This window comes from Citrobacter sp. XT1-2-2, assembly GCF_023516235.1.
In the GTDB taxonomy this organism is placed as follows: domain Bacteria; phylum Pseudomonadota; class Gammaproteobacteria; order Enterobacterales; family Enterobacteriaceae; genus Citrobacter; species Citrobacter werkmanii.
Genome location: NZ_CP097324.1, coordinates 4,436,350 through 4,451,613, shown reverse-complemented (window position 1 = coordinate 4,451,613; position 15,264 = coordinate 4,436,350). Strand labels below are relative to the sequence as shown.

The following is a 15,264-nucleotide window of genomic DNA, read 5'->3' as shown; positions in this document are numbered from 1 at the left end:
GCATTGTGGTGAGAGTTAATCAGAATAACGTTCGGCTTGGATTGGCGGCAGTTTTTTTCTGCGTTTTGCTAACACGACGCTCTCCATTTTCTCCAGCGAAATACCTTTTGTTTCCGGCAGGTAACGGCAGATAAAAAAGTAACTGAAGACGCAGCAGATAGCGAATATCCACATCGGAAATGCGCCGTGGAAATGAGAAAGTAAATACGGGTTTTCATTAATCATCGGGAAGCATTGTGAAACTATAAAGTTTGCCATCCACATAAATCCGACCGAAATACTCATTCCCTGTGACCTCATCCGGTTAGGGAATATTTCAGAAATAAGCACCCATGCACCCACGCCCCAGGAAAGCGCGTAGAAAATCATAAAGAACAGCATACCAAATAGCGCGAAATAACCGGTTGCCTGGCTGTACAGCGCCCATGATGTGAGCAACAAGCCGATGATGCTGCCGATAGTGCCTTTCCGCATCAGTGACAAACGACCCATCTTATCCATAATCATTGCGCCAATAATGGAGCCGATAAGCTGAATTACGCCGATCCAGATTGTCTGGAACAGGGCTTCCTGGGCGCTACCGGTCACATCCTTAAGGACGATTGGTGCGTAATACATCATGACGTTAACCCCGGTCACTTGTTGCAGTATAGCGATCATGCAACCCAGAATCAGGATGAAACGCACGTTCCCGTCGCGGTAATTGAGTTTTTGATGTGCGTTTAGTTGGTCATTTTGCAGTGAGGTTTTTATATCGGCAAGAAGATGTCTGGCATGCTCTTCGTTGGATATTTTGGTCAGGATTTTTAGCGTCTCCTCCTCGCGACCAATCATCATCATCCAGCGGGGAGATTCCGGGATTAAAAAGACTAAAATACAGAACAAAATGCAGGGAATAATACCTGCAGCAAACATATAGCGCCAGCCAAGCTCAATAAGCCAGGTATCCGCTGCAATCGACGCTATTTTGTAGTTAACGTAGAAGATCAGAATCTGACCAAAAACGATAGCGAACTGCTGCATACTTAATGCTCTTCCGCGCATGTTTTTAGGTGAGACTTCAGACATATACATCGGTGATACTGTTGCCGCCAGACCGACTGCCAGGCCACCGATAATTCGATAAATCACAAAATGGGTGAACGTGTAGGAGAGGGAGGTACCCACTGCGGAAATCGTGAATAACAGTGCTGAAATCATCAATGATTTCTTGCGTCCAAAACGTTTGGATAAATATCCGGCGCTAAACGAGCCAATAACGCACCCCACCACAACGCAGGAAACTGCCCAGCCGGTCTCAGCAGGAGATAGATGAAAGTAGCTGGTAAGTGAACCAATCGCACCTGAAATAACAGCAGTATCGTAGCCAAATAATATTCCGCCCAGTGCGGCGATCGCGCAGATGCGTAATATGTAACCCGTATTATAACAACTATCTGATGTGGACATAGGTAGATTATCTCCAGAATAAACTTCATCTATCTGTTTGTATTCAGTGAGCAAATAGACAAATTCATCTTATGTCGGTCATCGCCGTAGCGCTGCCGACGATCTTATAGCTATTGAGAACTCTCGTTTCACAAACTATGTTTTAATTTCAAATCGATCAATAATGAAACTTATGTTTTGTTATGGTTATCACATTTCGAATTTCATAATCCTGGCATTTTTCATCGTTAAGATGCCGGATTTTGCGCAATGACTTTCTTTATCTTTATGAAATTACTATGTTTTATTGGTATGTTGACAGTGCCTCTGTTCAACTTGTCAGGGGCTGTACTTTTTGCTCTTTCCTGGAATATCTCCATTTCGTGATCCTTTGCATGGAATTTTTCTTCTAATAAATGCAAAAATAAAATGAAAAATTTCATTGGTGTGTTGTTTCCTCAACAGGCAAGGGAGGGGTTATGTCTCAGAGAAGTAAGTACAATTCGGCCTATGTGTACACCCTGTGTTGTATTGCGGCGCTGGCTGGATTGATGTTTGGTTATTCAACGGCGGTGATTACCGGGGTGGTATTGCCTTTACAGCAGTATTACCAACTGACGCCAACCGAGACCGGATGGGCCGTTTCCAGTATCGTGATTGGTTGTATCATCGGCGCGCTGGTGGGGGGGAAAATTGCCGATAAACTGGGGCGTAAACCTGCGCTTCTGATCATTGCGATCATTTTTATTGCTTCTTCCTTAGGGGCGGCGATGAGCGAATCGTTTATGATCTTCTCTCTTTCCCGCATTGTGTGTGGTTTTGCTGTTGGGATGGCCGGAACGGCATCCACCATGTATATGTCTGAACTGGCGCCTGCTGAAATTCGCGGCAAAGCGCTGGGCATTTACAATATCTCCGTGGTGTCTGGCCAGGTTATCGTTTTTATAGTCAACTATCTGATAGCAAAAGGAATGCCTGCTGATGTGCTGGTTTCCCAAGGCTGGAAGACTATGCTTTTTGCACAAGTAGTGCCATCAATTGCGATGTTAGCGATTACGCTTTTCCTGCCTGAATCACCGGCGTGGTGCGCCCGTAACAACCGCGGCGAAGCCCGTTCGATAAAGGTGCTTACTCGGGTCTATAGTGGATTAACGGCCACAGATGTGGCTGCTATTTTTGACGGCATGAAAGAAAGCGTACGCCCACAGGACAACGTCGCTGGGGGAGAACGCACCAGCCTGAAAAGCTCAGCGGTGCTCCGCTATATTCTGTTGGTTGGATGCTGTATCGCCGTTTTGCAACAGTTCACAGGCGTTAACGTAATGAACTATTACGCGCCGCTGGTGTTGCAGAACAGCAGTACCGAAGTGGTTATGTTCCAGACCATTTTTATCGCGGTATGTAATGTGGTGGGCAGTTTTATCGGCATGATCCTGTTCGACCGCTATGGTCGTATTCCGATTATGAAAATTGGTACCATCGGCTCAATTGTCGGGCTGTTGATCGCGTCATACGGTTTGTACACCCATGATACAGGTTACATTACCATCTTTGGCATCCTGTTTTTTATGCTGCTGTTTGCCGTCAGCTGGAGCGTTGGCGCATGGGTACTGATTTCTGAGGTTTTCCCTGAAAAGATTAAAGGTTTTGGGATGGGGTTGGCGGTGAGCCTGATGTGGATAGCCAACTTCCTTATCTCACTGTTGTTCCCGGTCATAAATGATAACGCCTGGCTGCAGGAGACCTTCGGTGGCGCTTTCTCGATGTGGATCTTTGTCGTCTTTAATTTGGTCTGCTATGTCTTTATTTCTCGCTATGTACCGGAAACAAAAGGGGTACCGCTAACGGAAATTGAACGGCTGGCCGAGAACAAGCTGCGTGAGATTCAGGGGAAACGTCGCGATGTAATAGTCTGATACACCTCTGATATTAGCGGAGAATATCCGGAGATATTCTCCGCTGGTTACACAACCTTAAATCCCTCCAGCGAGTGCCCACAGGATATACCCTGTTGAAACCTCCACTGTATTGATCACCTCTACGTAAATACTTGCTCCATAATAATATCGGCAAACAGGGTAAGTCCCCTTTGTCCTCATTATTATTTAACAGAAAGTCACGGCGCATTCCTTGTGGGAGCCGTGTCGTAATAAGCTATATACAAAACAGGGAAATAATTTGAGGGAAGGCGGAGATCGATCTTATAAGCTCGTGCTGCGCAGAGTTGAATAAAAAAGCCAGCCGCAGAGGACGGCTGGCAAAATACTACTCAACGAAGTGTTATCGAGGGTAGTCTGGTGAGTTAATCCACGCGTGGTTCTCTTCCCAGGTGAAACGCCATTTTCGTAACGGGCCGGCCATCACGTTCAGATAGTAGTTATCGTAACCCGCGATGGTGGCAACCGGGTGGTAGCCCTTAGGTACTTTCACTACATCCCGGTTATAGACCGCCATACATTCATCCAGGCTGCGATCGTCGGTGTAGACGCGCTGTAAGCAGAATCCCTGAGGTGGATTGAAACGGTGATAGTACGTCTCTTCCAGATAGGTCTCTTGACCTTCAACTGCTGTATCGTGCTTGTGCGCGGGCCAGGAGCTGGTATCACCTTCATTGGTGTACACTTCAACGACTAGCAGGCTGTCGGCGAGCTGGCTATCAGGAAGGATGTTATGCACCAGGCGCTGATTGCGCCCTTTTCCCCGATGCTCTACCCCGACCTCTTGTGGCAAGATCAGACGTACCGGAAGATCTCCGAATCCCGGCGCGCTGCACACGGCCAGCTCAAGGTCGGTTTCGGCTGTCACTTTCGCCTCCGTATGATGCGGGAGGTAAACTGAATAAGCAGGAATGCGCTCAAATGGACTCATGCGCTGGCCAATCCGATAGAAAAAACTGTCGGCGGCCTTAACGCTGGCCAGCCCGGCAACCAGCACCAGGCAGCGTTCGCGCTCATCGGACGGCAGGGTTATCGACTCTCCAGCCTTCAACTGCCAGACATCAAAACCGACATACTCCCAGCCTGCATTTTGAGGGGAAATGTGTTGTATATTCCCCGACTCAGACGTACAGGTACTCAGCAAGTTGGCCATAATCTTCTCCTTCCTGAAAGCGTATTAACCGAGAGTCGGCATACTGAACTCCGATACGATCTGCTGTCCGTTCGGCCAGCGCGCGGTAACGGTTTTCATCCGGGTATAGAAGCGCACGCCATCCGGCCCATGGACGTTCAAAGCACCAAACACCGAACGCTTCCAGCCGCCAAAAGAGTGAAATGCCATCGGCACCGGAACTGGAATATTAATACCGACCATCCCGGCTTCAACCGACTGGGCGAATTCGCGCGCATAGTGACCGTTGGTGGTGAAAATCACGCTGCCGTTGCCGAATTCATGGGAGTTTACCGTGCTAATAGCGGCGGCATAATCCGGGACGCGCACAATTCCGAGAACCGGGCCAAAAATTTCTTCGCGCCAGATGGTCATCTCAGGCGTGACGTTATCAAACAGCGTGCCGCCGACATAAAAGCCTTCAGGATATCCCGCCACGCTATAGTTGCGGCCATCCATGACCAAAGTGGCTCCCTCGTTAACCCCTTTGTCGATGTAACCCAACACTTTCTGTTGATGAGCACGTGAAACAACCGGGCCCATTTCATTTTCATCTTTGCCGCGCAGCTCTCCCGGGCCGATACGTAGCGCCGCAATCAGCGGTTTCAGGCGTTCGATCAGACGGTCCGCCGTTTCATCGCCCACCGCGACCACTACCGGCAGCGCCATACAGCGTTCGCCCGCGGAGCCGAATGCTCCGCCCATAATGGCGTTGACGGTGGCGTCCAGGTCTGCATCCGGCATGACTATTGCGTGATTTTTGGCGGCCCCGAAGGCCTGTACGCGTTTGCCATGGGCGCTGGCAGTGGTATAGATATGTTCCGCGACAGCGGAGGAACCGACAAAGCTGACTGCCTGTACGCGAGGGTCGCTGGTCAACAGGCTAGCCGCTTCATTGCCACAGTGAACAACGTTAAACACGCCGTCCGGCAGGCCAGCCTCCTGCAGAAGCTGCGCCATACGTAACGATGCGGACGGCACCAGCGCGGGCGGCTTCAGGACGAAGGTATTGCCGCAAGCCAGAGCAACCGGGAACATCCACATAGGCACCATTGCCGGGAAGTTAAACGGTGTGATGCCTGCCACAACCCCAAGCGGCTGCATTAATGAAAAGCTGTCAACGCCCGAGCCGACGTTAAAGGAGTACTCTCCTTTGCTGAGGTGCGGGATCCCGCAGGCAAATTCGACAACCTCTATGCCGCGCGTCAGCTCGCCAAGCGCATCTGACCAGACCTTGCCATGCTCGCTGACGATCAGCGCCGCCAGTTCGTCCCGATGTTTTTCCAGTAATACTTTGAATTCAAAAAGGATACGCGCCCGGCGTAGCGGAGTCATTTTACTCCATGCCGGAAAAGCCTCATGTGCGCTTTGAATTGCTGCCAGCATCTCTTCTCGGGTGCTCTGGGTGACCTGACGAATTACTTTACCGGTGGCCGGATTAGTCACCGGTAGCGTCTCGCCGCTGCTGCTCAGTGTCGTTTTGCCATGAATAAAATTGCCGATTGTTTCCATCTCTTTTTTATCCTCTTAAACCGATGTTGACGACGTTCTGACTGAGCGGTACAGGCTTCAGCCTAAAACGCATACCGTATTCAATGTAAATTTTAGGATTAAAAATTTCAAATTTATTTTTATGAAATTTTTTTTTGAAAAAATCATGGTCGATTTTTATCTGGAATTATGTGCAACAAAAAACATGATTTATGATTAATTTATTGATTTTTATTATTTTTCATGAGTTTCTCATCAAGGGTGGTCTGCTGTGTTGGGGGATGGTTTGGAAAAAATTATGATCTGTATAGCATTTTTGTTTCATTTGGTGTGGTATAAAAATTCAAATTTCAGGGGTGTTGCGGCACCACAGTTTCGGATGTTGGAGGGTAAATCATGCGCTTGTGCTTCTGTCCTTCAGAACGAGAGAATAAGGCTCAGCCCCAGTTGGCGTATGTTAGTCAGGTTAGTGAGAGCAATGGTCCGTTTGTCCGGTTCATGCATATGCACCCACAGACCGTTGAACTGATACTTATCACTGAAGGAGATGGGGAGTATTTCATTGGCGATCGCATCTACCCGGTTCGTAAAGGCGACCTGGTAATTTATAACAGCCAGGTGGTACATGATGAGTATCTGGAAAGCGGGAGGCCAATTGGCACTATTTGCTGTGGAATTAACAATATTTCGTGTCCGGGTCTACGTGAGAATGCGCTAATACCGGATGATATTGTGCCGGTTATTCCACTGTATCATCATTATGCAACGGTGGAGAAACTGATGAGCTCCGTGTTTACCGTTATTAACCAGCATGCGGTAGAAGGCCCAACAATGGCGCAGTTATTGACCCGGGTAGTACTCAAATACATTGAGGGAAATGTATTATTGCGAACAGGTAACGATGCCATACAGCGCCATGAAAATTTACTTGATTCAATAAAAACCTATATTGATCGCAATTTCTATGAGCCAATTCGGCTGGATACGCTGGCGACGAAATTTAATGTCAGCCCTTATTATGTGTCCCATGAATTTAAACGCCGCTATGGTTATTCACCGATGGATTACCTGATCAAACGTAGGCTGGGAGAGGCACAATCGTTACTAACCACGGATGAAGGTGGGCGCGAAAAGATCACCTCTATTGCCTATCGTGTTGGCTTTAGCAACCTTAGTCATTTTCAGAATTACTTTAAGAATAAAGTGGGGAAAACACCTGGTCAATATCGCAAGGATTATCGCAAGGCTAATTATTTATTGTTTGAATATTAATGTTTGTTAAAATCTAATTGTAATAGGAATGGTCGCAATACTGCGGCCATTTTTATTTGTTGGTATGTCTTATGCGTTTATCTATAGTGCGAAAAGACTGGCAATATCATTAAAGAGTGATGATTTTTTTGTGATATCTGACGCATTTATCTCTCTTCTTCGACCAGGATAGATAAAGTTTTTCAGGCTACAAAAAGTAATATGTTGTCCATCAAAGGTTAACTTGCATCGCGGTATGCAGTAAAAGCGTTTCATTAAGTGGGAGCCAGCAACATGTACAATGTAAAAAAGAGCATTAAGTTGGGGATTGCGCCTATTGGTTGGCGCAATGATGATATTCCTGAAATTGGTAAAGAAAATACATATAAACAAATACTTAGTGATGCCGCGCTTACCGGTTTTTCCGGGACGGAAGTTGGCGGTTGTTATCCGCAGGATCCTGCTGAGTTAAATAAAGAGTTAATGCTTCGCGGGCTGGAAATACCAGGCCAGTGGTTTTCTTCCTTTATTATTCGCGATGGTATTGAATCAGCGATGAATGCTTTTGAACAGCATTGCGCTTATTTGCAGGCAATACATGCATATGTCGCTGTTGTTTCAGAACAAACTTATAGTATTCAAGGTATTATCGATAAATGCGTATATACGGAGAAGCCTGGCTTCAGCGACAACGAATGGCAGCTTTTATGCGAAGGACTTAATGCGCTTGGGAAAATTGCCAATACGCATGGGCTGAAGCTCGCTTTCCATCATCATATGGGCACCGGTGTGCAGACTCTGCTGGAAGTGGATCGACTAATGGAAAATACCGATCCGCAATTTGTACATCTGCTGTTTGATACCGGGCATATGTATGTTTCAGATGGCGATGTCATGCCGTTACTGCATAAACATTTTGATCGTATTAAACACGTTCACTTTAAAGATGTGCGTAATGAAAAACTCAAAGCGTGTCGCCTCGCGAAGAAATCATTCCTCAATTCTTTCCTGGATGGAGTGTTTACCGTTCCCGGCGATGGAAATATTGATTTTAAATCCGTATTAGCTTATCTGGTCGAGCATCAATATTCTGGCTGGATTGTTGTTGAAGCCGAGCAGGATCCTAAGAAATATAACCCATTGGAATATGCGCAAAAAGGTAAAAAGCATATTGATGAGCTACTGAAAAATTATCTTTGATTGAAAAGGAAACAGAAAATGACTTTAAAAGCAGGTATTGTGGGTATCGGCATGATCGGCTCCGATCACTTAAGACGTCTGGCCAACACCGTGTCAGGTGTTGAGGTTGTTGCTGTATGTGATATCGTCGCGGGCAGGGCGCAGGCGGCGCTGGATAAGTATGCGATTGAAGCCAAAGACTATAATGACTATCACGATCTGATTAATGATAAAGACGTTGAAGTGGTCATCATTACCGCATCAAATGAGGCGCACGCCGATGTGGCAGTTGCCGCGCTAAATGCTAACAAATATGTTTTCTGCGAAAAACCGTTAGCGGTGACGGCTGCAGATTGTCAGCGTGTGATTGAAGCAGAGCAGAAAAATGGTAAGCGTATGGTGCAGATTGGTTTTATGCGCCGCTACGACAAAGGTTACGTTCAGCTGAAAAATATTATCGACAGCGGCGAAATCGGTCAGCCATTAATGGTTCATGGACGTCATTACAATGCCAGCACGGTGCCAGAATACAAAACGCCACAGGCTATCTATGAAACATTGATTCATGAAATTGACGTTATGCACTGGCTGCTTAACGAAGATTATAAAACCGTTAAGGTTTACTTCCCGCGTCAGTCCAGCCTGGTGACCACTCTGCGTGATCCGCAGCTGGTAGTAATGGAAACCACCTCCGGCATCAATATTGTGGTTGAAGTGTTTGTGAACTGCCAGTACGGCTACGACATTCACTGCGATGTTACCGGCGAGAAAGGAATGGCGGAGCTGCCAACCGTCGCCAGCGCTGCGGTACGGAAAGCGGCGAAGTATAGCACTGACATTCTGGTTGACTGGAAACAGCGCTTTATTGATGCCTACGACGTTGAGTTCCAGGATTTCTTCGATCGCCTGAACGCAGGATTGCCGCCGGCAGGCCCAACGTCATGGGATGGTTATCTGGCTGCGGTTACCGCTGATGCCTGCGTGAAGTCTCAGGAAACAGGGAATACCGAGATTGTTGAATTACCCTCAAAACCTGATTTCTACAAATAAACCTTCCGCGTATTAAGACCTCCTGCCGGATAGCGATGCTTAAGCGTCTTATCCGGCATATCACAATTTATTATCTTCTTTTATCCGGAACTCCCCTATGAAAGGCAGACTCATCTCTTCCGATCCGTATCGTCAGCAATTCCTTGTTGAGCGCGCGGTCTCTTTTTCGCATCGTCAGCGTGATTGTAGTGGATTAATCAGCGTCTTACCGCGCCACACGTTACAGCAGATTGACGGATTCGGCGGCAGCTTTACCGAAGGTGCGGGCGTGGTATTCAACAGCATGAGCGAAAAGACGAAGGCGCAATTTCTTTCCCTTTATTTTTCTGCTCAGGAACATAATTACACTCTGGCACGGATGCCAATTCAGAGCTGTGATTTTTCCCTGGGCAATTACGCGTATGTCGATTCCAGTGCTGACCTGCGGCAGGGACGACTCTCCTTTTCCCGCGATGAAGCGCATTTAATGCCGCTGATTTCTGGGGCGTTGCGGTTCAATCCACAAATGAAGCTGATGGCTTCGCCGTGGAGCCCGCCGGCGTTTATGAAAACTAATAACGATATGAACGGCGGCGGCAAGCTGCGGCGCGAATGCTACGCCGACTGGGCCGATATCATTATCAACTACTTGCTGGAATACCGCCGCCACGGCATTAATGTGCAGGCGCTCTCCGTGCAGAATGAGCCAGTGGCGGTAAAAACCTGGGACTCCTGCCTGTATAGCGTAGAAGAGGAGACAGCCTTTGCCGTGCAGTATCTGCGCCCGCGCCTTGCCCAGCAGGGTATGGATGAGATGGAGATCTATATCTGGGATCACGATAAAGATGGCCTGGTGGACTGGGCTGAACGCGCCTTTGCTGACGAAAATAATTATAAGGGAATTAACGGGCTGGCATTCCACTGGTATACCGGCGACCATTTTTCGCAAATACAGTATCTGGCCCAGTGCCTGCCGGATAAAAAACTACTGTTTTCCGAAGGCTGTGTGCCAATGGAGAGCGATGATGGTAGCCAGATTCGCCATTGGCATATCTATCTCCATGATATAATTGGTAATTTCAAATCTGGTTGTAGTGGGTTTATCGACTGGAATCTACTGCTGAACAGTGAGGGTGGACCGAATCACCAGGGTAATCTGTGTGAAGCGCCCATTCAATACGATGAGCAAAACGATGTGTTGCTGCGTAATCACTCCTGGTATGGTATTGGCCACTTCTGCCGCTATGTGCGTCCGGGGGCGAAGGTCATGCTTTCTTCAAGTTACGATAATCTTCTGGAAGAGGTGGGATTTGTGAATCCCGACGGCGAGCGTGTGCTGGTGGTGTATAACCGTGATGTGCAGGAAAGGTGTTGCCGGGTGCTGGATGGCGATAAAGAGATTGCATTAACGCTGCCGCCGTCAGGCGCCAGTACATTGCTATGGCGGCAGGAGTCGATCTGAATGATGAAGCTGGGATTTAATGAAGCGACCTGTATGCGCAACTCCACGCTGGCACAGGATGTCGTATTGGCGGAACGTTTTGGCTATGATTACATCGAAATCCGTCTGGATATGTTGCAGGAGTGGTTGCAGGAACATACGTTAGGTGAGCTGGCAGACATTTTTGCCGCCGGTCACCTTAAGCCCTGGGGCTACAATTCGCTGGAAGACATTACGTTTTGTGATGGCGAAAGCTGGGCGGAGAAACGGCGGCAGTTGGCTTTCGCCTGTCATGCTGGCTCGGTGGTGGGTGGTGATTGTCTGGTCGTGGTGCCCACCATTCGTCAGGGGGGGAATTTTCCGCCAGGGGAAACGGTGAAAGATTCAGTGAAGCGTCTACGCGAGATGGCGGCAGTGGCGGAAGAAAGTCAGATGCGGCTGGCCTTTGAGCCGATAGGTTCCGCAGGATGCTGTGTGCGCAGTCTTGCCATGGCGATGGAGATAGTAGATGCGGTTGATCGCAGTAACGTCGGGCTGGTCGTCGATGCCTTTAATCTTTACCTGCACGATCAATGGCGGGATCTGACCACGCTTCGCCAGATCCCTGTGGAAAAGATCTTCGTTTACCACATTGATGACGCCGATAATCTGCCGCCGGCAACACTGGATCATTGCCATCGTCTGTTTCCTGGCAACGGAGGGGTCCCACTGCATGAGATCACGCGTGAGCTAGTGCAAAAGGGCTATGAGGGGATCTGTTCGCTGGAACTGTTTAACCCAGGCTACTGGCAGATGGCGGCCAGCGAAGTCTTTGCGATAGGGGCGGAAAAGACTCGCCCCTTCTTAACGGCTTAATGTTGCCGCAGCAGGAGATGGACAACCGCCGCGCCCAGCAGCGCAAAGGCCGCGGCCAGAAGAAAGACCTGCTGATAGCCGATGAACGGCGTCAGCAGGCCTGCTATTGGTCCGGTAAATCCGTAGGCCAGATCCTGAAATGCTGACCAGACGCCGAGGGCTGTACCACGAATCTCCGGTGGCACTCTGCGCACAACCTCTACGCCCAGCGACGGGAACATCAGCGAACAGCCGCAGCCGGTAATTGCCGCGCCAATCAGTGCAGCGCCTGCTGACGGAGCTGCCCACATGACTGCCAGTCCGGTCCCCTCTACCAGTAATGAAAAGGTTGCGACCGTGGCACCGCCGTAACGGTCGGGAAATTTGCCGCAGAAAAAGCGGATAGCGATAAACGCAATGCCAAACAGCGTCATCGCAAAACCGGTGTTATCCCAGTGACGCTCGTTGAACCAGAGTGCGGTAAACACGCTGAGGGTGGCAAAACCAATGCCCTGGAGCACAAGCCCTGTTCCTGGTCGCCACACCAGGCCAATTACCCGTAACACCGGAACGCGGGGACGGGCTGTTGGGATATTCCCCGGAATGCCATAGATGACTCCGCTGGCGATGATCGGCAACAGCACAACAAGGACTGCCGGAAGCGCCAGACCACTCCTGGCGTAAAGCGACAGCCCCAGCGGTGCACCGATAGCCAGCGCACCGTAGGTCGCCATGCCGTTCCATGAAATAACCTGACCCGCGTGAGTCGAGCCCGCCAGCCACATCCCCCAGGTTAAATTACCGGTCAAAATGAAACTTTCACCGACGCCCAGCAATACACGACCAACAATCAGTATGGCCCATGCGAGTAGCGGAACCGGGTGAGCGATCAGACTGACCAGCATCAGCAGACCCGATGCGGCGCAGTAGAACAGACCGGTGATAACCGTCCGACGTCCGCCTGACGTGTCGGCTTTTCGACCCGCGGCGCCCCGGGTAAGCAAGGTGGCGATAAACTGGCTACCTACCGCGATACCGATCAACAGATCGCTCAGATGTAACTCCTGCTGAACGTACAGCGGCAGCATAATCAGCGGGATGCCAATAGTCAGATAGTTGAGGAACATCGCGGCGCTGATGCGAAACAGCGCGGTTGATGTGGAATGTTGAGTGAGAGCTGGCATGGGATCGTCCTTGAACACGCCCCGCGCTTGATGTAGACACGGGGCGTGATGGGGCAGGAATTAACGTGCCGGGCGGTATTCGCGCCAGTAGTCGATAAGCGTGCGGTATTTTTGTTTCACCGTTGCGATGAGTTGTTCATCGTTAAGCTGGCCGCCTAACCACTGACGTGACGGTTCAGCAAAGATGGTCCGGCCGACGGCGAAACCTTTCACCCAAGGCATATCCGCCGCTGCGGCGAATCCTGACTTCAGCTCGCTTTCCGGTGCGTCCAGACCAAGTATCAATATACCGCGACATTCGGGGTCATAATGCTCAATGTGCTGGCTGATTTCTCGCCAACGAGCGGGGCTTAACGGCGGCAGTTTCCACCAGTCCGGCTGGATCCCTAGTTGATAAAAACGTTCCACAATCTGAGGATAGTATTGCTCATTCTGGTCTGCTGCATCGCGCGGCAAGATGACTTCCAGCAGCAGATCGTGACCAGACTGACAGCAGGCGCGGTAAACCTCGTCAATGAGCGTCTCTTGCGCAAGACGTACCGACTCTGCGTCCTGTGGATGATAGAAAACCAGGCATTTCACGACGTGCTCTTGCGGCCAACTGACAAGCTGAGAGCCAATATCGCCATGTTCCAGCTTCAGCGGATACGAACCGGGCATCTCAACCGGTCGGCCAATCCACCATCCCTGGCCGGTCACGTCGTTAAGCGCCTGCTGACCAAAGGTGGTATCGGCAAGAATGCCGCTATTATTCTGTAAACCTGCCTCAAGCGCCGCCTGCCGCGCCCCTTCCAGCAGTAGCATCTTCAGGGCGGGGAGCGCAGATTCACTTGCGCCGACTTCATTTGCGATATCCACCAGTTGCTTGCGATGGTCAAAGGCGAATACGCACAGCTCCGGCCAGTGCTGTTTACGGGTTGTAACCCGATGAAGATGATTCAGTCGCTGGTCTTTGTCTGGCCGGGCGATGGATTGTTCACGCGCGAGGTAGTCGTCCAGCTCTTTTTTGGTTGGCATTGCTGGGGCACAACCGTGGCGCGATACTACTAACGCGCCGCAGGCGTTTGCATAGCGGCAAGCCTGCTCCCAGCTTTCATCGTTCAGGTATCCCCGCAGCAAACCTGACATAAATGCATCGCCTGCGCCCAGCACGTTCAGAACGTCTACGCGTACGCCGCTATGTATCTTCACCTGCGACCAGTCATCGGCGATGTTGCCTTCAAATACTGAGCAGCCCAGCGCGCCGCGTTTGCACACAAGTACCGCCGGGGTCAACTGCCGGACGCGCCGTAGGGCGGTCAGCGTGTCGGTACTGCCGCCGGCGATATGGAATTCTTCTTCGGTCCCAACGATCAGATCGAAATGGCGCAATACCTGCTGGAGCTGTTCGGTAACCTGTGGTGAGGCAATGAAACGCGTTTCACCGTCTCCTAGCGACGTCAGGCCCCACAGCACGGGACGATAGTCGATATCCAACGCCCGCCGCAGGCCGTGTTTTTGCGCATACTCCAGAGCTTTAAGAACGGCGGCGCGCGTATTGGGGTGGGAAAGATGGGTGCCGGTGACGGCTAATGCGCGTGAAGAGGCGATGTAATCTTCGCGGATATCCTCGGGTGTTAGCGCCATGTCCGCGCAGTTATCGCGGTAGAAGATCAGCGGAAAGGTGTCCTGATCTTTAATGCCGAGGATTACCAGCGCGGTCAGACGATCGCGATCCGATAGAAGGCACTGCGTATCCACACCAACGCGGTTTAATTCTTCACGTACGAAACGTCCCATATGTTCATCGCCGACGCGGGCCAGCATAGCGGAACGTAATCCCTGAATGGCCGTGCCGTAGGCAACATTGCCTGACGATCCTCCTAAATATTTAGCGAAAGTCGTCATATCCTCCAGCCGTGATCCGATTTGTTGACCATACAAATCAACGGCAACTCGCCCCAGACAGATAACGTCCAGCGGCTTTTGCTCACTACTGACTGCTTTATTCATTGACATATCCCCTAACAGAAGACGGCGTTATTTTTGCTCATACTAAGGTTTGATGATTTCATTTTCAATAAAAATGGAACTAACGTTTTTATTTTTTGTTTGAACAAGATCACAGAAACGGCATTTTTGGGTGGCGTGTATGAATCAATTTTTATTGTGTTTTTTCTTCTAATTTATTGATTAATATTGATTTTAATGCTTTTGTAACTCTATGGAAGATAAATTTCATTTTCATGAAAAATACGACTAAATGGCGAAATTTTTTAACCGTTTTTTGATCTCCTTCCCATAAATGAAATATAAATTCCATATAATCATGAAGACGGA

At 49.6% G+C, this 15,264-nt stretch carries 11 protein-coding genes; 6 read left to right on the top strand and 5 right to left on the bottom strand.

Annotation, left to right across the window (positions count from 1 at the left end; all coding sequences use genetic code 11):
* Positions 1 to 15: 15 nt before the first annotated feature.
* Positions 16 to 1,449 (bottom strand): myo-inositol import MFS transporter IolT1, encoded by a 1,434-nt coding sequence (iolT1, locus tag M4I31_RS21155; RefSeq protein ID WP_085048448.1) that lies wholly within the window; start codon positions 1,447 to 1,449, stop codon positions 16 to 18.
* A 458-nt stretch (positions 1,450 to 1,907) separates the two neighbouring features.
* On the opposite strand from iolT1, the gene iolT2 reads away from it, so the two are divergent.
* Positions 1,908 to 3,344, top strand: coding sequence for a myo-inositol import MFS transporter IolT2 (gene iolT2 / locus M4I31_RS21150; RefSeq protein ID WP_085048446.1), 1,437 nt, complete (start codon positions 1,908 to 1,910; stop codon positions 3,342 to 3,344).
* 364 nt (positions 3,345 to 3,708) lie between these two features.
* On the opposite strand, the gene iolB is transcribed toward iolT2, so the two are convergent.
* A complete protein-coding gene (gene iolB / locus M4I31_RS21145) occupies positions 3,709 to 4,518 on the bottom strand; it encodes a 5-deoxy-glucuronate isomerase (RefSeq protein ID WP_085048445.1) in 810 nt (269 codons plus the stop codon).
* A 24-nt stretch (positions 4,519 to 4,542) separates the two neighbouring features.
* Positions 4,543 to 6,048, bottom strand: a complete 1,506-nt coding sequence (iolA, locus tag M4I31_RS21140) for a malonate-semialdehyde dehydrogenase IolA (protein ID WP_085048444.1) — start codon at positions 6,046 to 6,048, stop codon at positions 4,543 to 4,545.
* 426 nt (positions 6,049 to 6,474) lie between these two features.
* Between iolA and reiD the strand changes: the two genes are divergently transcribed.
* From reiD to iolI1, 5 genes are all read left to right on the top strand, one after another.
* Positions 6,475 to 7,299 carry a myo-inositol utilization transcriptional regulator ReiD gene (gene reiD, locus M4I31_RS21135; protein ID WP_137361604.1) on the top strand — a complete coding sequence of 275 codons (825 nt, stop codon included), beginning with the start codon at positions 6,475 to 6,477 and terminating at the stop codon, positions 7,297 to 7,299.
* A gap of 258 nt (positions 7,300 to 7,557) precedes the next feature.
* Positions 7,558 to 8,478, top strand: coding sequence for a myo-inosose-2 dehydratase (iolE, locus tag M4I31_RS21130; protein ID WP_139815567.1), 921 nt, complete (start codon positions 7,558 to 7,560; stop codon positions 8,476 to 8,478).
* 18 nt (positions 8,479 to 8,496) lie between these two features.
* Positions 8,497 to 9,507 (top strand): inositol 2-dehydrogenase IolG1, encoded by a 1,011-nt coding sequence (gene iolG1, locus M4I31_RS21125; RefSeq protein WP_085048442.1) that lies wholly within the window; start codon positions 8,497 to 8,499, stop codon positions 9,505 to 9,507.
* A gap of 97 nt (positions 9,508 to 9,604) precedes the next feature.
* Positions 9,605 to 10,948, top strand: coding sequence for a lysosomal glucosyl ceramidase-like type III secretion effector SrfJ (gene srfJ / locus M4I31_RS21120; RefSeq protein ID WP_085048441.1), 1,344 nt, complete (start codon positions 9,605 to 9,607; stop codon positions 10,946 to 10,948).
* On the top strand, positions 10,949 to 11,782 hold the full coding sequence (iolI1, locus tag M4I31_RS21115; protein WP_085048440.1) for a 2-keto-myo-inositol isomerase IolI1: 834 nt from the start codon (positions 10,949 to 10,951) through the stop codon (positions 11,780 to 11,782).
* Here iolI1 and M4I31_RS21110 read toward each other — a convergent pair.
* Entirely contained in the window at positions 11,779 to 12,945 is a 1,167-nt protein-coding gene (locus tag M4I31_RS21110) for an MFS transporter (RefSeq protein ID WP_085048439.1), read from the bottom strand. The two genes, iolI1 and M4I31_RS21110, sit on opposite strands and share 4 nt — an antisense overlap.
* 60 nt (positions 12,946 to 13,005) lie before the next feature.
* On the bottom strand, positions 13,006 to 14,943 hold the full coding sequence (iolC, locus tag M4I31_RS21105; RefSeq protein ID WP_139815566.1) for a 5-dehydro-2-deoxygluconokinase: 1,938 nt from the start codon (positions 14,941 to 14,943) through the stop codon (positions 13,006 to 13,008).
* Between the last annotated feature and the right edge of the window lie 321 nt (positions 14,944 to 15,264).

Excerpts from the sequence above, each read along its gene's own strand:
- iolT1 (WP_085048448.1), bottom strand. The coding sequence starts at position 1,449 with ATGTCCACATCAGATAGTTGTTATAATACGGGTTACATATTACGCATC.
- iolT2 (WP_085048446.1), top strand. The coding sequence starts at position 1,908 with ATGTCTCAGAGAAGTAAGTACAATTCGGCCTATGTGTACACCCTGTGT.
- iolB (WP_085048445.1), bottom strand. The coding sequence starts at position 4,518 with ATGGCCAACTTGCTGAGTACCTGTACGTCTGAGTCGGGGAATATACAA.
- iolA (WP_085048444.1), bottom strand. The coding sequence starts at position 6,048 with ATGGAAACAATCGGCAATTTTATTCATGGCAAAACGACACTGAGCAGC.
- iolG1 (WP_085048442.1), top strand. The coding sequence starts at position 8,497 with ATGACTTTAAAAGCAGGTATTGTGGGTATCGGCATGATCGGCTCCGAT.
- srfJ (WP_085048441.1), top strand. The coding sequence starts at position 9,605 with ATGAAAGGCAGACTCATCTCTTCCGATCCGTATCGTCAGCAATTCCTT.
- iolI1 (WP_085048440.1), top strand. The coding sequence starts at position 10,949 with ATGATGAAGCTGGGATTTAATGAAGCGACCTGTATGCGCAACTCCACG.
- M4I31_RS21110 (WP_085048439.1), bottom strand. The coding sequence starts at position 12,945 with ATGCCAGCTCTCACTCAACATTCCACATCAACCGCGCTGTTTCGCATC.
- iolC (WP_139815566.1), bottom strand. The coding sequence starts at position 14,943 with ATGTCAATGAATAAAGCAGTCAGTAGTGAGCAAAAGCCGCTGGACGTT.